The 22,744-nt window shown below is 71.8% G+C and carries 15 protein-coding genes; 4 read left to right on the top strand and 11 right to left on the bottom strand.

Annotated elements, in window-relative coordinates:
* Positions 1 to 2: 2 nt before the first annotated feature.
* Positions 3 to 1,469 carry a hypothetical protein gene (locus tag MXD57_RS20505; RefSeq protein ID WP_250403080.1) on the bottom strand — a complete coding sequence of 489 codons (1,467 nt, stop codon included), beginning with the start codon at positions 1,467 to 1,469 and terminating at the stop codon, positions 3 to 5.
* Positions 1,470 to 1,648: 179 nt separating this feature from the next.
* Positions 1,649 to 6,598, bottom strand: coding sequence for an NAD-glutamate dehydrogenase (locus MXD57_RS20510; RefSeq protein WP_250403081.1), 4,950 nt, complete (start codon positions 6,596 to 6,598; stop codon positions 1,649 to 1,651).
* Between the two features lie 642 nt (positions 6,599 to 7,240).
* Here MXD57_RS20510 and MXD57_RS20515 point away from each other — a divergent pair.
* Positions 7,241 to 7,807 carry a DJ-1/PfpI family protein gene (locus tag MXD57_RS20515; protein ID WP_250403082.1) on the top strand — a complete coding sequence of 189 codons (567 nt, stop codon included), beginning with the start codon at positions 7,241 to 7,243 and terminating at the stop codon, positions 7,805 to 7,807.
* Between the two features lie 67 nt (positions 7,808 to 7,874).
* Here the strand turns inward: MXD57_RS20515 and MXD57_RS20520 are convergent, their stop codons facing one another.
* Positions 7,875 to 8,540, bottom strand: a complete 666-nt coding sequence (locus MXD57_RS20520) for an HAD family hydrolase (protein WP_250403084.1) — start codon at positions 8,538 to 8,540, stop codon at positions 7,875 to 7,877.
* Positions 8,541 to 8,590: 50 nt separating this feature from the next.
* Positions 8,591 to 9,103, bottom strand: coding sequence for a DUF6912 family protein (locus tag MXD57_RS20525; protein WP_250403086.1), 513 nt, complete (start codon positions 9,101 to 9,103; stop codon positions 8,591 to 8,593).
* 291 nt (positions 9,104 to 9,394) lie between these two features.
* Between MXD57_RS20525 and MXD57_RS20530 the strand changes: the two genes are divergently transcribed.
* Positions 9,395 to 9,880, top strand: coding sequence for an Rv3235 family protein (locus MXD57_RS20530; protein ID WP_250403088.1), 486 nt, complete (start codon positions 9,395 to 9,397; stop codon positions 9,878 to 9,880).
* Positions 9,881 to 10,082: 202 nt separating this feature from the next.
* Here MXD57_RS20530 and secA read toward each other — a convergent pair whose 3' ends face one another.
* On the bottom strand, positions 10,083 to 12,893 hold the full coding sequence (gene secA / locus MXD57_RS20535; protein WP_250403090.1) for a preprotein translocase subunit SecA: 2,811 nt from the start codon (positions 12,891 to 12,893) through the stop codon (positions 10,083 to 10,085).
* 253 nt (positions 12,894 to 13,146) lie between these two features.
* Between secA and MXD57_RS20540 the strand changes: the two genes are divergently transcribed.
* Together MXD57_RS20540 and MXD57_RS20545 are read left to right on the top strand one after the other, a co-directional pair.
* A complete protein-coding gene (locus MXD57_RS20540) occupies positions 13,147 to 13,719 on the top strand; it encodes a GNAT family N-acetyltransferase (protein ID WP_250403092.1) in 573 nt (190 codons plus the stop codon).
* Between the two features lie 63 nt (positions 13,720 to 13,782).
* A complete protein-coding gene (locus MXD57_RS20545) occupies positions 13,783 to 14,982 on the top strand; it encodes a winged helix-turn-helix domain-containing protein (protein ID WP_250403094.1) in 1,200 nt (399 codons plus the stop codon).
* Positions 14,983 to 15,052: 70 nt separating this feature from the next.
* Here the strand turns inward: MXD57_RS20545 and MXD57_RS20550 are convergent, their stop codons facing one another.
* The 6 genes from MXD57_RS20550 to mtrA all read right to left on the bottom strand — a co-directional run bounded on the left by MXD57_RS20550 (position 15,053) and on the right by mtrA (position 22,566).
* Positions 15,053 to 15,799, bottom strand: a complete 747-nt coding sequence (locus tag MXD57_RS20550; protein ID WP_250403096.1) for a response regulator — start codon at positions 15,797 to 15,799, stop codon at positions 15,053 to 15,055.
* Between the two features lie 204 nt (positions 15,800 to 16,003).
* The gene (hpf, locus tag MXD57_RS20555) at positions 16,004 to 16,696 is read right to left on the bottom strand and encodes a ribosome hibernation-promoting factor, HPF/YfiA family (RefSeq protein WP_374114734.1); all 693 of its coding nucleotides are present in this window, start codon (positions 16,694 to 16,696) and stop codon (positions 16,004 to 16,006) included.
* Between the two features lie 313 nt (positions 16,697 to 17,009).
* Positions 17,010 to 17,879: a ComF family protein gene (locus tag MXD57_RS20560; RefSeq protein ID WP_250403100.1), complete on the bottom strand. Its 870-nt coding sequence runs from the start codon at positions 17,877 to 17,879 to the stop codon at positions 17,010 to 17,012.
* Positions 17,880 to 17,956: 77 nt separating this feature from the next.
* A complete protein-coding gene (locus MXD57_RS20565) occupies positions 17,957 to 19,696 on the bottom strand; it encodes an LpqB family beta-propeller domain-containing protein (protein ID WP_250403102.1) in 1,740 nt (579 codons plus the stop codon).
* Between the two features lie 85 nt (positions 19,697 to 19,781).
* Positions 19,782 to 21,875, bottom strand: a complete 2,094-nt coding sequence (gene mtrB, locus MXD57_RS20570; protein ID WP_250403104.1) for an MtrAB system histidine kinase MtrB — start codon at positions 21,873 to 21,875, stop codon at positions 19,782 to 19,784.
* A gap of 1 nt (position 21,876) precedes the next feature.
* A complete protein-coding gene (gene mtrA / locus MXD57_RS20575; RefSeq protein ID WP_187279108.1) occupies positions 21,877 to 22,566 on the bottom strand; it encodes a two-component system response regulator MtrA in 690 nt (229 codons plus the stop codon).
* Positions 22,567 to 22,744 lie beyond the last annotated feature (178 nt).

Here is a 22,744-nt window from a genome sequence, read left to right on the forward strand (position 1 = left end):
GCTCAGCGCAGCACCGCGTACAGCACCTGCTTCCCGGGCCCCCCGGCCACCCTCCGCAGCCACGGCTCCGCGTCCTCGCGGACCCCGACCACCCACCGCACCCCGTACTCGCGCAGCACGTCCCGCCGCGCCGGGGCCGCCGCAGCCGCCGAGAAGTACCGCCGCTCGGCAGCCTCACGCACCCCCGCCGACGGCAGGAAGACATCCGGATACCCGGGAGCCACGGTGTACGCCCCGTACGCCGGGATCTGCCGCGAGGCCATCGTCCGCGCCATCACCACGTCCCCGTACCTCACCCAGGGCGTCACCCACCGGTACCCGGTCCACGGCTCCCGGTACCTCGCCGCGACCGCGCCCGGCAGCGCGTCCCGCCCCGTCACGTACCCGACCGTCCCCACCTGTGTCCACGCCCCCACCAGCAGTGCCGCGCCCAGCGCGCCGGCCCATCCGGCCCGCACCGCCCGCCGGCCCGCCGACACGGCCTCCAGCGCGGCCGCGAGCTGGGCCGGGATCAGCGCCGCGGGCAGCGCGCGGCCCCAGGAGTAGTGCCCGCTCAGCCCGCCCGCCGCGAACACCAGCGCGCCGAGCAGGAAGAACAGCGCCAGGGGATCCCGGCGGTCCCGCCGCCACCGCGCCCCCAGGGCCACCACCCCGAGCAGGACGAGCCCGAACCGTCCTGGCAGATGCCCGTACAGCGACCGGTGGATCGCCTCGAGCCCGGCCCCTGCGGAGAACAGCGCGAAGAAGTCGTAGTACGGCCATGCCCACAGCAGCACCAGGCCGAGGGCGACCGCCGCGCCGAGCCGCGCCAGTTCGGGCCGGCCCGGCCGTGCGGCGACCACCGTGGCCAGCGCCCCGAGGGACGCCACGACCCCGGTGAACTGGTGGCACAGCAGGATCAGCGCCCAGAGCGCCCCCAGGGCGAGCCACCCGCCCCATCCCGTCCCGGCGCGCAGTGCCCGGGTGAGCCAGGCCCAGAAGTGGAACGACAGGCCGAGGGCGAACACGCTGGGGTACGCCACCGTGAGCGCGAGGGAGTTGAGACCGAGGAAGCCGCTCCACTCGAACAGGACCGGGCCCCACAGGAACACCAGGCTCAAAAACGCCAGGGCGGGCGCCGCGCGGTGGGCGCTGAGGGTGCGGACGTAGCGCCACACCCCGGTGGCCAACAGCCCCAGTCCGACCAGCGCGCCGACCCGCAGCACGGGGAACACCGACAGGCCGGTCACCCGGGCGAGGCAGCCCAGCAGCAGCATCCAGGGCGAGTAGTAGGGGCTCGGCGTGTCGGCGTCGACCAGGGGGTTGCCGGGGTGCAGCGGACTGTGCCGCAGCCGCTGCACGGTCGCCGCGTGCATGCCAAGATCGCCCACCCAGGGCAGACGGACGATCACCAGGAGCAGCAGCACCAGCACGAGCGCCGCGACGACCGGGGGCAGCGCCCGTCCGGCCCGTGCGACGGCCGGCGGCACGGCGCTCCTCCCGCGCGACCGCCGCCGGGCGGTTCTCGGTGAGGTCGCTGTCACAGCCCAGACCCTATCGGAAATGTCCGAATAGTCCGGTAGTGGAGCATTCGACCGGGCATGGCACCGCGAGCGCCCCGGGCCTGGACCGGCCCGGGGCGCCCGCTACGGCCGTACGGCCCTCGTGGCTACGAGTGCGAGCGCAGCAGCGTCCGCATCGTCCGCATCGCCACCGAGAGGTTGGCGAGGTCGAACTCGTCGGAACCGCGGATCTCCACCAGGGTGGTGCGCGCGCGGGAGAGCAGCGCGGCGTTCTTCTGCTCCCACAGGCCGAAGCGCTGCTCCGGCGTGGAGGTGCCGTTGCCGACGGCCAGGACGTCGGCGGTCAGCGCGGCGTGTGCCGCGTACAGGTCCTCGCGGATCGCCGCGCGGGCCATGGACTGCCAGCGGTCGTTGCGCGGCAGCTCGACGATGCGGTCCATGAGCTGGCTGATGCCGAGCCGGTCGGCGAGGTCGTAGTACACCTCGGCGACGTCCAGCGGCTCCTTGCCCATGCGGTCGGCCACCGAGACGATGTCGAGCGCCGGGAAGGCCGAGGAGAAGCCGGCCACGCGCGTGGCCAGCTCGTCCGGGACACCGGCGGCGGACAGCTCGTCGAACACGTGCTGATACCACTCCTGGTCCGCGCCCCGCAACAGCTTGGGGAGCTGCTGCCAGACCTGCTCGACCCGCTCGACGAAGAACTCCACCGTCTCGGCGAGCTGCAGCGGCTGCGGCCGGTTGTTGAGCAGCCAGCGCGTGCCGCGTTCGACCAGTCGGCGCGAGTGCAGCCGGATACGGGTCTGGACGGCGGCCTCGACCCTGTTGTCCAGCTCCTCCACCGCGTCCCACACCGGCGACGAGCTGAAGATCGCGCGGGCCGCGGTCTGGGCGCGGACGATCTCCTCCAGCGAGGCCCCGGTCTCCTCGCGCAACCGGTGCAGATACGTCGTACCGCCCGTGTTGACCGTGTCGTTGACCAGCACGGTCGTGGTGATCTCGCGGTGCAGCGGGTGGCTGTCGATACCGTCCGGGAACTGCTCGCGCAGCGCCGTCGGGAAGTAGGCGTGCAGCAGGGTGCGCAGGTACGGGTCGTCCGGAAGCGAGGTGTGCAGCAGCTCCTCGGCGACCGTGATCTTCGTGTACGCCAGCAGCACGGCGGTCTCGGGGCCGGTCAGGCCCTGGCCCTGGGTGAGGCGTTCGCGGATCTGGCGGTCGGCGGGCAGGAACTCCAGCGCCCGGTCGAGGTGGCCCTCGCGGACCAGGTGGCGGATGAACCGTTGCTGCGCGTGCAGCATGTCCTTGGACTGGGCGAGGGCGTTGGCGATGGCCGTGTTCTGCGCGTAGTTGTTGCGCAGCACCAGGCCGCCGACCTCGTCGGTCATCTCGGCGAGCAGCTTGTTGCGCTGCTTGACGGTCATGTCGCCGTCCGCGACCAGCCCGTTGAGCAGGATCTTGATGTTCACCTCGTGGTCGGAGGTGTCCACGCCGGCGCTGTTGTCGATCGCGTCGGTGTTGATCCGGCCGCCGTGCAGCGCGAACTCGATGCGGCCGAGCTGGGTGAGGCCGAGGTTGCCGCCCTCGCCGACGACCTTGACGCGCAGGTCGCTGCCGTCGACGCGGATGGCGTCGTTGGCCTTGTCGCCGACATCGGCGTTCGACTCCGCCGACGACTTCACGTACGTGCCGATGCCGCCGTTCCACAGCAGGTCCACCGGGCTGTGCAGGATCGCCTTCATCAGGTCGGCCGGCGTCATCTTGGAGATCTTCTCCTCGATGCCCAGGGCCTGGCGGATGTGCGCGTTGAGGGTGATCGCCTTCGCGGTGCGCGGGAAGATCCCGCCGCCCGTCGACAGCAGCTCGGTGTTGTAGTCGGCCCAGCTCGAGCGGGGCAGCTCGAACAGGCGGCGGCGCTCGGCGTAGGAGGTGGCCGCGTCCGGGTCCGGGTCGATGAAGATGTGCCGGTGGTCGAAGGCGGCGACCAGGCGGATGTGCTCGGAGAGCAGCATGCCGTTGCCGAACACGTCACCGGACATGTCGCCGACACCGACGACCGTGAAGTCCTCGCCCTGCGTGTCCACGCCCAGCTCGCGGAAGTGCCGCTTCACGGACTCCCAGGCGCCGCGGGCGGTGATGCCCATGCCCTTGTGGTCGTAGCCGGCCGAACCGCCGGAGGCGAAGGCGTCGCCGAGCCAGAAGTGGTAGCTCTCGGCGACCTCGTTGGCGATGTCCGAGAAGGTCGCCGTGCCCTTGTCGGCCGCGACCACCAGATAGGTGTCGTCGCCGTCGTGCCGTACGACACCCTGCGGCGGCACGACCTCGCCGGCCACCATGTTGTCGGTGATGTCGAGCAGCGCCGAGATGAACGTCCTGTAGCTGGCGATGCCCTCGGCCAGCCACGCGTCCCGGTCCGCGCTCGGGTCCGGGAGCTGCTTGGCGACGAACCCGCCCTTGGCGCCGACCGGCACGATGACGGTGTTCTTCACCATCTGGGCCTTGACCAGGCCGAGGATCTCGGTGCGGAAGTCCTCACGGCGGTCGGACCAGCGCAGGCCGCCTCGGGCGACCTTGCCGAAGCGCAGGTGCACGCCCTCCACGCGCGGCGAGTACACCCAGATCTCGTACGCCGGCCGGGGCGCGGGCAGGTCCGGGATGGCCTGCGGGTCGAACTTCATGGAGACGTAGTCGTGCGGTTCGCCGCCGCGCGCCTCCTGGAAGAAGTTGGTGCGCAGGGTCGCCTTGATGACGGTCAGGAAGGAACGCAGGATGCGGTCCTCGTCGAGGCTCGCCACCTGGTCCAGGGCCGCGTCCAGCTCCTCCAGCAGGGCGTCGGTGATCTCCGACCCGGCCTTCTGCCGGTCCGGGGACATCCGCGCCTCGAACAGCGAGACCAGCAGCCGGGTGGTGTGGACGTTGTCGCGGAGGGTGTCCTCCATGTAGTCCTGGCTGAAGGTGGAGCCGGCCTGCCGCAGGTACTTCGCGTACGCGCGCAGCACCATGGCCTGCCGCCAGGTCAGCCCGGCGCTCAGCACGAGGGCGTTGAAGCCGTCGTTCTCCGCCTTGCCGGTCCAGGTGGCGGCGAAGGCCTCCTGGACGCGCTCGCGGGCGTCGTCGCCGAAGTGGTCGGTGCCGGCCGGCGACTTCGGCATGCGCAGGCCGAAGTCGTAGATCCAGGCGGTGGCGCGGTCCGCGCAGCGCAGCTCGTACGGACGCTCGTCCACGACCTCCACACCGAGCCGCTGGAGCACCGGCAGGACCGCGGACAGGGAGACCGAGTCGCCCTTGCGGTAGATCTTGAAGCGACGCTCGTCGGGGGCGGCGCCGACCGGCTCGTACAGGCTGAGGGAGAAGTTGTGGCCCTTCTCCTGGCTGAGCCGCTCCAGGTGGACCAGGTCGGCGACCGCCGCGCGCGGGCTGTGGTCGGCCTTGTAGCCCTCGGTGAAGGCGTTGTGGTAGCGGCGCAGCAGCTCGGCGGCACGCTCCTCGCCCAGCTCGGCGTTGAGCGCCTCGGCGAACGCGTCGGCCCAGGAACGGGCGGCCTCGACCAGCCGGGCCTCGATGCGCTCCTTGTCCGCGTCCGAGAGCTGGGGCAGCTCGGTGCCCGTCGGGACCCGGACCACGAAGTGCAGCCGGGACAGGATCGACTCGGTGTTCCAGGCGGTGAAGTCGACGCTGATGCCGCCGAGCTCCTCCTTCAGGATGTCGATGATCCGCAGCCGGACGCCGGTGGTGTAGCGGTCGCGCGGCAGGTAGACCAGGGCCGAGTAGTAGCGGCCGTACTCGTCCTGCCGCAGGTACAGCCGCAGCCGGCGGCGCTCCTGCAGGTACAGGACGCTCGTCGCGATGGACTGCAGCTCGGCGACCGGGGTCTGGAACAGCTCGTCGCGCGGGTAGGTCTCCAGGATCTGGAGCAGGTCGCGCCCGTCGTGGCTCTCCGGCGAGAAGCCGGCGCGCTGCAGGACCTCTTCGACCTTGCGCCGGATGACCGGGACACGGCGGACCGACTCGGTGTAGGCGGCGGAGGAGAACAGGCCGAGGAAGCGGCGCTCACCGATGACGTTGCCGTCCGCGTCGAACTTCTTGACGCCGATGTAGTCCAGGTACGACGGCCGGTGCACGGTGGCGCGGCTGTTGGCCTTGGTCAGCACGAGCAGCTTGTGCTCGCGGGCCTTGGCGCGGGCGTCGGCGGGCAGCCGCTCGAAGGAGGGGCTGACGGGGTGCTGGTCGTCCTCGGAGTGGTGCGGGTCCGCGCGCAGTATGCCGAGACCGGTGCCGGGCACGGCGGCCAGGCAGTCGTCGCCGCGCAGCTCGTACTCGCGGTAGCCGAGGAAGGTGAAGTGGTCGGCGGAGAGCCAGCGCAGCAGCTCGCGGGCCTCCTCGGCCTCGGCGGTCGGCAGGTCGCCCGGCAGCGGCTCGTTCTCCAGGCCGTCGGCGATCCGGCCGGCCGCGTCGCGCATCTTCTCCCAGTCCTCGACGGCCTCGCGGACGTCGGACAGGACGCGCAGCAGGTCGGCGGTGATCTGCTTCAGGTCGGCGCGGTCGGTCTCCCGGTCGATCTCGACGTGGATCCAGGACTCGATGTGCGCGTCGTGCGGGAGGTCACCGGTGGGCGCGGTCGGCAGGACCTCGATGAGCTTGCCGGTGACGTCGCGCCGGACGACGAACTGCGGATGGATGACGACGTGGATGCCGCGGCCCTGACGGGTCAGCTCGTTGGTGACCGAGTCGACGAGGAAGGGCATGTCGTCGGTGGCGACCTCCACCACGGTGTGGCTGCAGGTCCAGCCGTTCTCCTCCACCGTCGGGGTGTGCACCCGGACGTTGGCGGTGCCCTGGGGCCGGTTCTCGGCGAGCCGGTAGTGCGAGACGGCGGCGCCGAAGACGTCGACCGGGTCGCGGTCGGAGAGGTCTTCCGGCGCGGTGTGCAGGTAGTAGCGCTGGAGGAACGCGTGCACGGCTTCGCCGTCGGGGGTGCCGGCCGTACCCTCGCCCGTCGCCGTCGTCCCGGTCGGTAGGTGCCCCCCGACCGGGCTGTTCTCAGCTACCCGGGCCGCCCGTTCGAGCAGCTCGGTCTTGGCTTCGTCCAGCTTGGTCTGCATTGTCCTCTGGCTCCTGTCGCGCGCCGTTGCGTGACGTAGAAGGAAATACGGTTTCCTTCCCTCCGGCTCGACGCCACGGCCCGGGGTGTCCGGTCCGATCCGACGCTATGCCGCAAGGGGAGGAGAGCGAGGGGTATTCGGCCATCTTCGACGCGCCCGCCGGATGTGACGCCGCTCTCGGCGCCGCCGGTACCCGGACCGTCCTCGGCATCCCGGGGGCTCCGGCGCCCCCGGCCCGCCCGCGAAGACCAGCGACCGCCGCCCGGTCACGGAGGTGCTCCGTGCAACCCGGGCGCGGGGCGGGGGCAGCATCGCCCCCGCGAACTATCGCGCTGATCACGCCACAAGGCTATCGCTCCCCACCCGGGGGCCGTCATGAGCCGTATGTGTACAAAACCGGGGGGTGAAGTTTGACGTTCTGCACAGGGGTGGAGTGGAGGCGGGAGGCGTATCCGGTGGCGGGCGGAGTACGGGCAGGGGGCGGGAGCCCGCCGGGGCGGGGGTACCGGGTCGCGTCACGGTACGGCGGGCCGCACCCTGAAAGCGACGGGCCCCCTTGGCAGGCGCGCCGCGTGCGGGCACCTTGCCAGGACAGCACCCGTCCCCGTGCAGGGGGGCCGTGCCCGCCCAGGAGGAGCCGACATGCCCGCGAAGATCCTCGTCGTCACCGGCGACGCAGCGGAGTCCCTGGAAGTCCTCTACCCGTACCAGCGGCTGCGTGAGGAGGGCTACGAGGTCCACATCGCGGCCCCCACGCGCAAGACGCTCCGGTTCGTCGTGCACGACTTCGAGCCCGGCTTCGACACCTACACCGAGAAACCCGGCTACACCTGGCCCGCGGACCTCGCGTTCTCCGAGGTCGACCCGGGCCAGTACGCGGCCCTCGTCGTCCCCGGCGGCCGCGCCCCCGAGTACCTGCGCAACGATCCCGAGCTGCGCAAGATCCTCAAGGCGTTCTTCGACGCGGACAAGCCGGTCGCCCAGATCTGCCACGGCCCGCTGCTCACCGCCGCCGTCGACAGCCTCAGCGGCCGGAGGGTCACCGCCTATCCCGCACTGGAACTCGACATGCAGGCCGCCGGAGCCCACTTCGAGGACACCGAGACGGTGGTCGACGGCACCCTGGTCTCGGCCCGCGCCTGGCCGGACCACCCGACCTGGATGCGGGAGTTCCTGACGGTGCTGAGGGCCAAGGCCCCGGCGACCTGACGGCCGCCCCGCCGCGATGACGTGAGCCCCGCCCGGCCGAGCGGGGCGCCGTCGCCCCCGGCTCCGCTCACGCGGCCATGCGCTGTGCCTCCGCGACCGCCTCGGCCAGCGTGTCCACCACCGGGACGCCGGCCTCCTCCAGGCTGGCCCTGCTGTGCGACCCGCCGGTGTACAGCACCGCCCGCGCGCCCACGTGCCGCGCGGCCACCGCGTCGTCCGCGGCGTCGCCGATCACCACGGTCCGCGCCGCCCGTACCCCGGTCAGCGCCTCCAGGTGCCGCACCATGTGCTCGGCCTTGCTGCCGCCGGACGGCCCCCTGCGCCCGTCCACCCGCAGGAAGTGCGCCTCGATACCGAGGCCCCGCACCAGCGGTACCAGATCCTCGTGGCCGTACATGCTCAGCAGCGACTGGCTGTTCCCGCCGGTCCGCCAGCCGGCGAGCAGTTCGGCCGCCCCCTCGGTGAGAGCGCACCGCACCCGGTGCTCCGTGTAGTACCGGTGGAAGACGCCGTCCATCAGCTCCCACTCGGCGTCCGTGGGCAGCCGCCCGAGCAGCCGCTCGTAGAACCTCGGCACCGGCACGCAGTACAGCGCGCGGTACTGCTCCAGCGTGATCGGCGCCAGCCCCAGCTCGGCGAAGGCGGCGTTCGTCGCCCCGATGATCGCGTCGTTGTCGTGGAAGAGGGTTCCGTTCCAGTCCCAGACGATGTGCGCGCCCGCGTGCGTCCCCATGTCAAAGACCGTACCCGCACCCACCGACAGTCAAGGCGGGCCGGGACGGCTCAGGCCCGGTGCACCAGGTGGGGGATCTCCTGGGTGGCGTACCAGAGCAGCTCGTGGTCCTCGGCGCCGTCCACCACGGACTGCGCGTCGTCGTCCCCGCGGTCGGCCGCCTCCAGCGCCGCCAGGGCCGCCGTCACGTCCTCCTCCGCGTCACCGGCGTCGACATGCACGGCGGCCGCCTCGGCCAGCGGCACGGCGCCGGTGACCCTCACCTCGCCGAGCGCGGCCGGGTCGGGCCCGCGGTCGGGGTCCGTCGTGACGACGCCGTCGGCCACGTCGACGGCGACCACGACCCGGCGCCGTTCGGCACCCGAGTCGGCCGCCAGCAGCCGCAGCGAGGCCAGCGCGGCCCGCCCGAGCGCGGCGTACTCCAGTTCCTCGGTGTCGTCGGAGACGTACCACTCGCGCAGCGCGGGCGTGACGCCGTACGCGACGACGGGGCCGCTCCCCAGCTCGCCCGTCCTGTGCGCCTCGGCGAGACCGGGGAGGGTCAGGGGGACGTAGACGCGCATGGCTGGCCGCACTTTCCTGGTCGTCGACGGGCCTTCAGGATACGTGCGCCCGTCCCCTTTCGAGTCCCCGCCCGCACCCCCGGCGGCGTCAGCGCGGCGCCTCGCTCCTCACCCGGTCGCACCGCCTGCGCCCGGGGCTCCCGGAGGTCCGCACCACTCGGATAAGTGAACTCGCACGGCCCCTCGCCACGCGCCCCGCGTTCCTTGCGATGCCGCTCCTCGCCCCCGTACAAGATCCCCACCAGCGAGTTACCGCCCGGTATGCTCCGGGCCCGCAGAACGGGGACACCCATGAACAAGGTCATGAGCCGCGGCACCGCCCGGCCCCACCCGCGCCACCGCCCCCCGACCCGCCAGGACTCCCGTCGCCCGGGCGGCGCGCCGCCCCGCAACCCGGTCCGCGGCCGGGCCGCCGCGGCGCCCGTACCGGTCGTGGCACGGCCCCGCCCCACCGATGTCTTCGCCGACCGCCTGCTGGCCGTCCTCAGCGGCCGGCGGCCGGTCCACTGGATGCTGCGGCACACCGCGGGGCGCGCCTACGACGAACTCGCCCTGCTGGCCGAGCGGGGACCGCTGCGCACCCGCGGCGCCCGTCCCGTCGTCCGGGACATCGGCTACTACGTCCCCCGCGCCGGCGCCCTCGAGGTCTTCGCCCGCATCGCCGCGGGCAACCACCTGCGCGCCATGGCCTTCCGCCTGGAGCAGGGCCCGGACCACCGCTGGCGCTGCACGGCGGTGGAGCTCGGCCCCAGGCCCCACCGCACCCCCGAGCTCTGACCCGCCGCCCCTGACTGCGGGCGGACGAGCCCGCGAAGCCTGCGGGCACGCCCCCGCGACACCGACCGCCCGGGAACCCGCCCCGGCACGGGGCACGCGGACAGGCGGGCACGAAGGCAGGCGGGCAGGCGGACAGGCAGAACGAGGGGCCGGGCTCCCAGAAGGAACCCGGCCCCGAGTCACGCGACGCAGCCGCGCGGAGCTACTTCTTGCGGCGTCGCCCGCCCTTGGCCTGCCGGCGCCGCTCCGCCCGGGTCAGTCCGTCGGACTCGGAACGAACGGGCTCGTCGTCCTCGAGGTCCCGCTCGAGGATGCCGCCCTCACCGTCCACGGTCGGTGCGGAGAAGTGCAGGTCCCGGCGCTGCGGAACATCCAGTCCCTTGGCCCGGATCTCCGGACGCGCGCCCGCCTGAGCCGGCACGTGGTCCTGGACGCCCTCGGCGACCGCCTCGGCCTCCTCGACCGGCACCTCCTCGACCTGCTGCTCGACCTGGACCTCCAGGTTGAACAGGTAGCCGACGGACTCCTCCTTGATGCCCTCCATCATGGCGGTGAACATGTCGAAGCCCTCGCGCTGGTACTCGACCAGCGGGTCCTTCTGCGCCATCGCGCGCAGGCCGATGCCCTCCTGGAGGTAGTCCATCTCGTAGAGGTGCTCACGCCACTTGCGGTCCAGGACCGACAGCACGACCCGCCGCTCCAGCTCACGCATGATCTCGGAGCCGAGCTGCGTCTCACGGGACGCGTACTGCTCGTGGATGTCGTCCTTGATGGACTCGGAGATGAACTCGGCGGTGAGACCGGCCCGGTCACCGGCCGCGTCCTCCAGCTCCTCGACGGTGATCTTCACCGGGTAGAGCTGCCTGAAGGCACCCCACAGCCGGTCCAGGTCCCAGTCCTCGGGGAAGCCCTCGGCGGTCTCCGCGGCGACGTACGCGTCGATGGTGTCGTCCATGAAGTGCTGGATCTGCTCCTGCAGGTCCTCGCCCTCCAGGACGCGGCGGCGCTCGCCGTAGATGACCTCGCGCTGCCGGTTGAGCACCTCGTCGTACTTGAGGACGTTCTTGCGCGTCTCGAAGTTCTGCTGCTCGACCTGCGACTGCGCGGACGCGATCGCGCGCGTGACCATCTTGTTCTCGATCGGCACGTCGTCCGGCACGTTCGCCATCGACATCACGCGCTCGACCATCTGTGCCTTGAACAGGCGCATCAGGTCGTCGCCGAGGGAGAGGTAGAAGCGGGACTCACCGGGGTCGCCCTGACGGCCGGAACGGCCGCGGAGCTGGTTGTCGATACGGCGCGACTCGTGACGCTCGGTGCCCAGCACGTACAGCCCGCCGAGGTCCTCGACCTCCTCCTTCTCCGCCCTGACGGCCTGCTCGGCCTTCTCCAGGGCGGCGGGCAGCGCGTGCGCCCACTCCTCGATGTGCTCCTCGGGGTCGAGGCCGTGCTGGCGCAGCTCCGCCTCGGCGAGGTCCTCGGGGTTGCCGCCGAGCTTGATGTCCGTACCACGGCCGGCCATGTTGGTGGCCACGGTCACGGCGCCCCTGCGGCCGGCCTGCGCGACGATCGAGGCCTCACGCTCGTGGTGCTTGGCGTTCAGCACCTCGTGCTGGATGCCGCGCTTGCTGAGCTGCTGGGACAGGTACTCCGACTTCTCGACGGACGTCGTGCCGACGAGGATCGGCTGCCCCTTCTCGTGCTTCTCGGCGATGTCGTCGACGACCGCCTCGAACTTGGCCACCTCGGTGCGGTAGATCAGGTCCGACTGGTCCTTGCGGACCATCGGCTTGTTGGTCGGGATCGGGACGACGCCGAGCTTGTAGATCTGGTGGAACTCGGCGGCCTCGGTCATCGCCGTACCGGTCATGCCGGAGAGCTTGTTGTAGAGGCGGAAGAAGTTCTGCAGGGTGATCGTGGCGAGCGTCTGGTTCTCGTCCTTGATGTCCACCCCTTCCTTCGCCTCGATCGCCTGGTGCATGCCCTCGTTGTAGCGGCGGCCGGCGAGGATACGGCCGGTGTGCTCGTCGACGATCATGACTTCGCCGTCGATGACGACGTAGTCCTTGTCGTTCTTGAAGAGTTCCTTGGCCTTGATGGCGTTGTTCAGGTAGCCCACGAGCGGGGTGTTCACCGACTCGTAGAGGTTGTCGATGCCCAGCCAGTCCTCGACCTTGCTGACACCGGACTCGTGGATGGCGACCGTGCGCTTCTTCTCGTCGACGTCGTAGTCGCCGGTCTCCTCCATGCCCTTGAGCGGGTTGCCGGCCTCGCCGCGCTTGAGGCGCAGGACCAGCTTGGCGAAGTCGCCGTACCACTTGGTGGCCTGGTCCGCGGGGCCGGAGATGATCAGCGGCGTACGGGCCTCGTCGACGAGGATGGAGTCGACCTCGTCGACGATGGCGAAGTTGTGGCCGCGCTGGACGAGCTCGTCCTGGGACCACGCCATGTTGTCGCGCAGGTAGTCGAAGCCGAACTCGTTGTTCGTGCCGTAGGTGATGTCGCACGCGTACTGCTCGCGGCGCTGGGCCGGCGCCATGTTGGCGAGGATGCAGCCGACGTCGAGACCGAGGAACTTGTGGACGCGACCCATCATCTCGGAGTCGCGCTCGGCCAGGTAGTCGTTGACCGTGATGAGGTGCACGCCCTCGCCGGACAGGGCGTTCAGGTAGGCGGGGAGCGTGCCGACGAGGGTCTTGCCCTCACCGGTCTTCATCTCCGCCACGTAGCCGAGGTGGAGTGCGGCACCGCCCATCAGCTGCACGTCGTAGTGCCGCTGGCCGAGGACGCGCTTGGCCGCCTCGCGGACGGTGGCGAACGCCTCCGGGAGGAGGTCGTCCAGGCTCTCACCATCGGCGTACCGCTGCTTGTACTCCTCGGTGAGGCCACGCAGCTCGGCGTCGGAGAGGTCGATGAAGTCCTCTTCGATGGAGTTGACCTGGTCCGCGATGCGGTGCAGCTTGCGCAGGATCTTGCCTTCGCCTGCACGCATGATCTTCGAGAGGACGGACACGGGGGCTGGTCTCCTTGCCGGTCGGGCCTGGGACGGTCGGGTTTCCTTCTGACGTACTGAGCAACGGCCATCGTATGCGAGGACCCGGCTGCGCCGGGAGGCCTGGCGGCGCGACGGCTGCTTCACCCTGGACAACGGACGGCGACGGCGGATGGTGCCGCGCCCCGACAGGGAATTGCGCGAAATGTGACCGCCCGCTCACACACGGCGGATAACCCTGGCGTGGCGCCTGCCGTCCGCCCAGAATCGGCCGATGGAACCCGTCACCCTCACCACTGACCGTCTCCTGCTGCGCACGGTCCGTCCCGACGACACCGAGGCGGTGTACCGGGCCGCGCAGGATCCGGACACGCAGCGCTGGATCTCCCAGTTCCCCTCGCCCTATCTGCGTGAGCACGCCGAGGGTTTCACCGGCCGGATGGTGCCCGAGGGCTGGGCCTGCGACTCGATGTACACCTTCGGCCTCTTCCTGCCCGGTGGGGAGCTGACGGGCGTGCTCGGGATCACGATGCGGGCGCTGGGCGTCGGCGAGGTCGGCTTCTGGGCCGTCAGGGAGCACCGCGGCCGCGGATACGTCACCGAGGCCACGCTCGCCGCCGCGCGATGGGCCTTCACCGCGCTGTCCGTCGACCGCCTGGAGTGGCGCGCGGAGGTCGGCAACGCGGCCTCGCGCGCGGTGGCCGAACGCGCCGGTTTCACCGTGGAGGGCACGCTGCGCTCGGGCGTCAACAACAAGGGGGTGCGCCGCGACTGCTGGGTGGGCTCGCTGCTGCCGTCGGACCTGGGCCTGCCGTCGACGGCTCCGTACCTGCCCGCGCGCGGCTGACCGCCCGCCGGCGAAACCGCAGCTCGTGCCCCGTTGTCGGTGGCGGCGTCTATCGTCCGGTCCATGACGACCCTGCCGCGCCCCACCACCACCCTCACCGCGGACGACGCCCGCCGCATCGCCCTGCGGGCCCAGGGCCTCCTCGGCGCGCCCGACCGGCGGGCCGGTGTGCGCGGGGTGCTCCGCCACCTCGGCGCGGTCCAGCTCGACACCATCTCGGTGCTCGCCCGTTCTCACGAGCTGATCCCGTACGCGCGCCTGGGCGCGGTCGGCCGCGGGACCGTCGAGGCCGCGTACTGGAAGGCACCGGCGGCGGGCGCGTCCGCGGCCCCGCACGCCTTCGAGTACTGGTCGCACGCCGCGTGCATACTCCCGGTCGAGGAGTGGCCCCACTTCGCGTTCCGCCGGCGCGCCTACCGCAACCGCCCGCACTGGAACCACCGGTTGCCCGACGGTGTCTACGACCAGGTCGTCAAGCAGTTGCGCGCGGAAGGCCCGCTCACCGCGACGGAGCTGGGCGGCGCGAAGAGGACCAGCGACTGGTGGGACTGGTCCGGCACCAAGGTCGCGGTGGAGCGCGCCCTGATGTACGGCGAGGTGGTGTGCGTCGAGCGCCGCGGCTGGAAGCGGGTCTACGACCTGGCCGAACGGGCCATCCCGGAAGCGTTGTTGCACGACGAGCTGGACGACACCGAGTGCGTGCGCCGTCTGGTCCGGCTGGCCGGCGAGGCCCTGGGTGTCGGCACGCGCGCGGACATCGCCGACTACCACCGTCTCAAGGGCGAGCAGGTCGACGCCGTGATCGCCGACTCCGGTCTGGTGCCGGTCGAGGTGGCGGGCTGGTCCAAGCCGGCCTGGGCCGATCCGGCCGCTCTCGCCGCGCCGCCGCGCGGCCGGCACCGCACCACCCTGCTCTCCCCGTTCGACTCGCTGATCTGGGAGCGTGCGCGCACGGAGCGGATCTTCGGCTTCACCCACCGCCTCGAGGCCTACGTCCCCAAGCAGAAGCGGGTCCACGGCTACTTCGCGATGCCGGTGCTGGCGGGCGGCCGGCTGGTCGGCCGTGTCGACCCGGCCCGCGAGGGCCGCACGCTGGTGGCCCGGCAGGTCACCCTGGACGGCGCGAAGGCGGTTCCGGCGGTGGCCCGGGCGCTGGTCGAGGCGGCGGGCTGGGTGGACTGCACGGACGTCCGGGTGGAGCGGGTGGACGCGCCCGGGCTGCGTGAGCCGCTCGCCAGGGAGCTGGCCGTCCTGCTCGGCTGAGGACGCCCCCGGGAGGGGAGCCGCCCTGGGCGGAGTGGCGAACGCCCCGCGCGGGACTGCCGCGACGCTCCTAGCGGATCTCGAGGATCTTCTCCCGCATCGCGTAGACCACCGCTTCCATGCGGGAGTGGAGCTGCAGCTTCTCCAGGATGTTGCGCACGTGGTTCTTCACGGTGTTCTCGGAGATGAACAACTCCTTGGCGATGTCGCGGTTGTTCATCCCCGTGGCGACGAGCTTGAGGACCTCCAGCTCACGATCGGTCAGCCGCGGCGCCGGCACCAGCCGGCGTTCGTCGGTGCGCTGGATCATCGACTTGAACTCGGTGAGGAGTTTGGAGGCCATGGACGGACTGATCTGCGACTGCCCGTCGGCGACCGCGCGGATGGCGGTGGCCACCTCGTCCGTCGAGATCTCCTTGAGCAGGTATCCGGTCGCACCCGCCTTGATCGCGTCGTAGAGGTCGGCCTCCTCGTCGCTGATCGTCAGCATGATGATCTTCGCGCTGGGAGCGACCTCCTTGATGGAGGTGCAGGCCTCGATCCCGCCGCGCCTGGGCATCCGTACGTCCATCAGCACGATGTCGGGCAGCAGATCGGCGGCCTTGTCCACGGCCTCGGCGCCGTCGCCCGCCTCGCCGACGACCTGGATGTCCTCCTCGGCCGCCAGCACGATCTCCAGGCCGCGGCGGAAGAGGGCGTGGTCGTCCACCACCAGGACTCTGATCGGTTCCTTGCGTGGAGCGTCCGTGTCCTGGTCCGTTCCGATGACACCGTCGCGGGCGTCCGCGTCTCGCATCGGTCCGAAGGTGTCCGCCATCGTTCCTCCCCCTGAAGGCTGTGGCCTGCGGTTCTGTGCCATCGCCAACCCAAGGCAGCGGCCCACCGGTTGGGCCGGTGCGGCCATGATTCCATGCCCGGGCGCCACCTAGGTGACGACCGGGGCGCCCGGTGGGCGCACACCGGTGCCCCTGGGGGCGCACACGCGCTTCCAGGGGCACCGGATCAGCTTGTGCCGGATGGATCAGCCACCCAGCGTGCCGCCCGCCGCGGGCGGTTGTGCCTCAGCCACCATCGGGTCGGTGCTGAGGTGGATGACGCCGTAGTCGTAGGCGTGTCGCCGGTAGACGACGCTCGGTTCCTTCGTCTCGGAGTCGATGAACAAGTAGAAGTCGTGGCCGACCAGTTCCATCTCGTAGAGAGCCTGGTCGAGGCTCATCGGGGAGGCGACGTGGGTCTTCTCTCGGACGACGAGGGGGCCTTCGCCCTTGACCTCGAGGGAGCCGATCCTCTTCGTCGGCACGCCGTCCGTCTCCTCCTCGTGGACGGGCATGCCGTTGCCGTTGAGCGTCGCCGCGCCGGGGACGTGGTCGGCGACCTCGGCCGCCGGGATCCGGCGTGCGCCACGGCGCGAGAACCGCTTGTCGTGCTGCTTGCGCAGCCTCGCGTCCAGTTTCTCCGCCGCCAGATCGAGTGCCGCATAGGGGTCACTGGCCGCTGCCTCTGCCCGGATCACCGGACCACGGGAGCGGAGGGTGATCTCCACTCGGTCGCAGCGGTCGGCCTGACGAGGGTTGGGCTCCTTGGACACCTCGACGTCGAGGCTGATCACCTTGCCATCGAGCTTCTGGATCTTCTCCAGCTTCAGCTTCTCGGCCACGTGCTTGCGGAACCGCTCGGGCACCTCGGTCTTGCGGCCCTTGACGACGATGTCCACGCAGAACTCCGTTCCCGGATCGCTCCGCTCCATCGGCGGAGCATCTCCCTTTTGCACCAGGTCCCGGTGAGCACCGGAACCTCGGACTCGGTGACTTCCACCTCCTCCTCCCCCATGGGCAAGATCTCCACCCACCGGCGCGGGTCAATGCGGAAAACCCGCTGCACGGCATTCCGATTGAAGAGGTGTGGCCTGCGCCTTTCCTCACAACCGAACATATCTCGCCCGGACGGATGTCGTCACCCTCTACTGCGGCGTACCTCCGTTCAAGTGAATTGACCCCGTTACTACCTGCAACGATGCAACTTCGCGCTCAGTTCCTGCTTATTCCGAAAGAATCCCGGGGAGCGGCGATCACGGCTGCGCGGAGCGTCTCTCCGGCGGCGTTCCGTGCCGCATTTTCCGGTGCACCATGCACCCACTGCTCCTTCTCCGGTCGTGCTCCGATCCTTCGTTCCTCCCTACCTTCCCGGGTTGCGGCCGTGTACACAGCGGTTGCGCCATCGCGGTGGACCGCGAGCGCCTCCCGCAGAGCCCGCGCCGCCTCCGCGAGACTCGCTCCGGTGGTGATCAGGTCGTCGACGAGCACCACGCGTCCCGCGGCCAGCAGCCGCAGCCCGCCCGCCGTCACCTCCAGTGCCCCCGCGAGGTTCTCCAGCCGCCCGCGCGCGTCGAGTCCCGCCTGGTCCGCCACCGTCCGCCGCTGCCGCAGCACGGAAGCCACCCGGGCCGGTGTGCCGGTGCTCCGCAGCGCCCCGGCCGCCGCGAGCGCCATCCGCCGCACCGGATCGTGCCCGCGTGCCCGCACGGCCCGGCGGGCCGAGGGCACGGGCACGAGCAGCACGGTCGCCGGCCCCCGCCCTACCGGCGGCACGGCGCCGGGAAGGACCGGTCCGAGCCCCGCGCGCACGGCGTCCGCCAGAGCCGCTCCGAGGACTCCCGCGAGCGCCAGCGCGCCCCGCTCCTTGTGGGCGAGGAGCAACTCGCGTACCGCTCCTCCATAGGGGGCCGCCGCGTGCACCACCGGCAGCCCGGGCGGCTCCGGCAGCGGCCGCACCCGGCGCGGCGGAACCGCCCCCAGGAGTGCGCGGCAGCGCGCGCACAGCGCCGTACGCGGTGCCCCGCAGCCCGCGCAGTCGGTCGGCAGCACCAGGTCGGTGAGGTCCCGCCACCACCCCCGCATGCGCAGTACTGTGCCGGGGTCCGCGACGGGGCGCCACCCCTGTGGACAGCGCCCTGTGGACAACCGGCCGGCCCGGTTCAGCCCGGGTAGACCGGTGCCGTTCCGTCCTTGTCGACCTTCTGCCACTGCGCCCCGGACGGCAGCCGCACGACCCCGTCGTCCTCCGAGTAGGCCACCAGCGGCGCCCGCTCGTCCTCGGACGCGGCGATCGACAGCACGCCGGACAGCGCGGCCGGCGCGGGACCGTGCAGGGCGGAACCGTCGACCTGCACGTAGCGCATCTGGTGCACACCGCCCTGTTCGAGGCCGACGGCGACCAGCCGGCTGTCCCCCGCCCAGGACATCGCGGTGATCTGTTCCAGGTCGGGCGCGGCGGAACGCAGTTCGACGACCGCGGGACCGTCCCCGGAGCCCTGGTCGCGTGCGACCCGGCCGATGAGCAGCGACTGCTTGCCGTCCTTCTCCACGACCAGCGCGATCCGCGCCCCGTCGGCGGCCACCCGCACGTCCCTGATGTGTCCGGGCAGCTCGGGGACGGTGACCCGTACGGGTTTGCCGGCGCCCCGCTCCAGGACGTACAGCCGAGGATCGCGCGGGTCGCGGTCGGCGACCCACAGGTCGCCGCCGGCGTCCCAGCTCGGCGTGGTGAGCCGGTCGTCCGGCGTCACGCCCTGGCTGCTGAGCACCGGGTCCTCGAGCCGGCCGTCCGGCTCCAGCGAGGACACGTACAGGTTCGTGGCGTCGGCCCCGATCCCGGCGACGGTGCGCTCGTCCCGCGAGACGGCCACCGACCGCAGCGACCGCTCACCCCGGCCCAGCGGGCCCGGCACCGGGACGGCGCCGGTCCCGGTGCCGGCGGCGGGCAGCCGCACCAGCCGGTGCTTGCCGTCGAGGAAGTAGAGGTTCTCGGGGTGCTGCGCCGACGCATGCCAGGCGGCCGACTCGGCGGCCTCCTCCCTCAGGTCGCACAGCCGGTGCCCGCCGGGTGCCTGGAGCTCGACCGACTCCAGCGTCGGCGTCAGGTTCCGCAGCGTGAACAGGAGCTGGGTCGCCATCTCCGTGCACCGGGCGGGCCCGATCCGGGAGACCTTGGCGTTCAGCGGCACGGTCAGCCTGTTCTGGTCGTCCGGAGCGAGCTCCGACACCCCCTTCCGCAGGGCGGTGCCCGTCGGGAAGCTGGACCTGACCACCGGCTCGAGCCAGCTCGTGGGCCCGGCCAGCAGGGACCGGACCACCTGGGTCATCGGATCCACCTTGCTGCGGACGAACACCGGATCGGCGACCGCGACCGGCTGCCCGGTCGTCCTGACCGTCGTGCCGGAGGCGAAGTAGTACTTGCCGACCGACGTGTAGTTGCGCTGGAAGTCCGACTTGCCCATGACGACGCCCTGCGGCAGCGCGTCGATGCGCCACTGCCCGCTCTTGGCGTCCTTGGCGAGGTGCACCCGGTTGCGGTAGGACCCGTCGGCGGGCGCGTAGGCCTGCTGTGCGTCGACGGTGGCGACCCTGGTGCCCGCGAGGACGTAGGTGAGCGTGTCGGCAGCCTCCTGGCCGGCCGGCTGGTGGTCGGGCACGACGCTCGGGCCGTTCGCCAGGACCGTGGCCGACCGCTCCGGCCGCCATGTGCGCGCCGCGTCGGCCGTCAGGTACTTGCGCGCGGTGTCGTACTCCGGGTCGTCGCTGGTCAGTGCCTCCAGGAAGCCCTGCATGATCTCGCTGGGCTCGGCGTCCTCGGCGGGCGGCATGGCGAAGACGCGCACGCCGGTGTCCTGCCGGGGCGTGGACTCGACGTCCCGGAGATCCCCCCTGTCGGGCATGGACGCGCATCCGGACAGCAGAACGGCCCCGCAGACTGCGTAGGCCACCGCGCGTCCCGGCAGGTGCCGGGCACCCCTCCCGCGGTCATCGCCCACGAAATGCCTCCCCTGGCTCGGTCGCGTCCTCGGATCCGGCCCGATCCGGGCGGCCCGTGTCTGTGTCGGCCGCCTGCGGCGGGCCGCTTCGGTCCCCGGGGCGCCGGGCGCCTGCGGCGGGCCGCGGCACCACGCGCGCGCCGTTGCCGTTGCCGGGCAGCGCGCTCGGGTCGACGGCGGGTGTCGCCGCGGCAAGACCCGAGGCGCGCGCGGGCAGCGGCGGCACCTGGCCGCCGCCCGGCTGCACCGGGACGGTCGCCCGCTTCTCCTGGCTCCCGCGGGCCAGGCCCGCGTCGTCGAGTCCGCGGTTGCGCCGCGAGTCCTTCGGCTCCAGCGGTATCGGCGAGCCCCGCAGTGGTTCGTCCGCGGTGCGCGGCAGCGTCAGCCGGAACTGGGAGCCGCCGCCGGGCTCGCCCCAGGCCTGCAGCCAGCCGCCGTGCAGACGGGCGTCCTCCAGGGCGATCGACAGGCCGAGGCCGGTACCGCCGGTGGTGCGCGCGCGTGCCGGGTCGGCCCGCCAGAAGCGGCTGAAGACGCGGGTCGCCTCACCGGGCTTGAGGCCCACACCGTAGTCGCGCACCGCCACGGCGACCGCGCCGCCCGCGGCGGCGAGCCGGACGACGACGTCCCTGCCCTCGCCGTGCTCGACGGCGTTGACGACGAGGTTGCGCAGGACGCGCTCCACGCGCCGGGCGTCGGCCTCGGCGACGACGGGCTGCTGGTCGCCGGTCACACGGATACGGGTGCCCTTGCGCTCGGCGAGCGGCTCGGCGCCGCCGACCACCCGGCGCACCACCTCCCGCAGGTCGATCGGCTCGGCCTCCAGCGCCGCGGCGCCCGCGTCGAAGCGGCTGATCTCCAGCAGGTCCGCGAGCAGCGACTCGAACCGGTCGAGCTGGTCGGCGAGCAGCTCGGCCGACCGGGAGGTCACCGGGTCGAAGTCCTCGCGGGCCTCGTGGATGACGTCGGCGGCCATCCGCACGGTCGTCAGCGGTGTGCGCAGCTCGTGGGAGACGTCGGAGACGAACCGCCGCTGCATGCGCGACAGGTCCTCCATCTGCTGGATCTTCACCTGCAGGTTCTGCGCCATCTTGTTGAAGGCCTCGCCCAGGCGGGCGATGTCGTCCTCGCCGGTGACCTTCATCCGCTCCTGCAGCCGCCCGGCGGACAGCCGCTCCGCGACACCGGCCGCCATCCGCACCGGCGTGACCACCTGCCGCACCACCAGCCAGGCGATCGCCCCGAGCAGGACGACGACGAAGAGTCCCGCGGTCGCGAGCGTGCCCTTGACCAGGCTCAGGGACTTCTCCTCCTGCGTGAGCGGGAAGAGGTAGTACAGCTCGTAGGGGTGGCCGTTGGGATCGTTGACCTGCTTGCCGATGACCAGCCCCGGCTGGGACTCCTTGGCGTTGGAGTAGACGATCCGGGTGTAGCTCTGCGCGGCCGTCGTGCTGCTGTTGACGCGGTCGCGCAGGTCGGCGGGCACGCTGGAGGAGGGGTTGACGTTCCCGGAACCGCGCGGGCTGCGGCCGCCCCCGCTGTCGTCGCCCACGGGCAGCGTCACGACGTCGAACGCGCCGGCGCCGCCACTGGACAACGACTCGACGAGGTCGCTCATCCACTGGATGACGTTCTGCGACTGCCGCCCGTCGGTGGTTTCGGTGTCGTCGCCGCTCACCGGGGCCGTGCCGGTGCCGCCGGCGGCCTCGTCGGCCTTCTGCCTGGCCACGGCGAAGCCTCCGGTGGCCTGGCTCTGCGACGCGTTGACCTTCGCGTCCAGCAGACCGTTGCGCACCTGGCCGATGACGACGAAGCCCAGCAGCAGGACGACGCCCAGCGACATCAGCAGGGTCGTGGCGACGACCCGGAGCTGGATGTTGCGCCGCCACAGCCGCATGACCGGCAGCAGCGGACGCCGCACCCAGCGCATGACCAGGCGGAGGACCGGGCTGCCCTGGACCCCGCCCTGCAGCAGACCGCCCTCGAAGAGGCGTCCCCAGCGCGAACCCGCCGCGCGGCCGACAGGCCGCTGCGGACGGGCCCCGGACCGGCCGGGGGCCGTAGCGGCGCTGTCCCCGGACATGTCAGCTCGGTCCGGCCTTGTAGCCGACACCACGGACGGTCACCACGATCTCCGGCCGCTCCGGGTCCTTCTCGACCTTGGAGCGCAGCCGCTGGACGTGCACGTTGACGAGCCGCGTGTCGGCGGCGTGCCGGTAGCCCCACACCTGCTCGAGCAGCACCTCGCGGGTGAACACCTGCCACGGCTTGCGGGCGAGCGCGACCAGCAGATCGAACTCGAGCGGGGTGAGCGCGATCGACTGCCCGTCCCGCTTCACCGAGTGCCCGGCCACGTCGATCACCAGGTCACCGATGGTGAGCTGCTCCGGCGCCGGCTCCTCCGACCTGCGCAGCCGCGCCCGGATGCGGGCCACCAGTTCCTTCGGCTTGAACGGCTTCACGATGTAGTCGTCGGCGCCCGACTCCAGGCCCACGACGACGTCCACGGTGTCGCTCTTGGCCGTGAGCATCACGATCGGTACCCCGGACTCGGCCCGGATCAGCCTGCACACCTCGATGCCGTCCCGGCCGGGCAGCATCAGGTCGAGCAGTACCAGGTCGGGCTTGGACTCCCGGAAAGCGGCCAGCGCCTTGTCGCCGTCGGCTACGAAAGACGGCTCAAAACCTTCACCACGCAGCACGATCCCGAGCATCTCGGCCAGTGCGGTGTCGTCGTCGACGACAAGGACTCGTCCCTTCATAAACGACATCATCCCATTCTCGTAACGACGACAGAGGCGCAGGTGAGCAGGCTCACTGACCTGTGACGATAGTCGTACCGAGCCGTCACTGTCTGCCCCCGGCCCCGCCGGGCCCCCCGATCACGCCGCGCGACGGCGTGGACCGCCGGGCCCGGGCGGTCGGCGGGCGCGCGGCCGGGCCGCTCCGGCC

The organism is Streptomyces cellostaticus (assembly GCF_023630175.1).
GTDB classification, from domain to species: domain Bacteria; phylum Actinomycetota; class Actinomycetes; order Streptomycetales; family Streptomycetaceae; genus Streptomyces; species Streptomyces cellostaticus_A.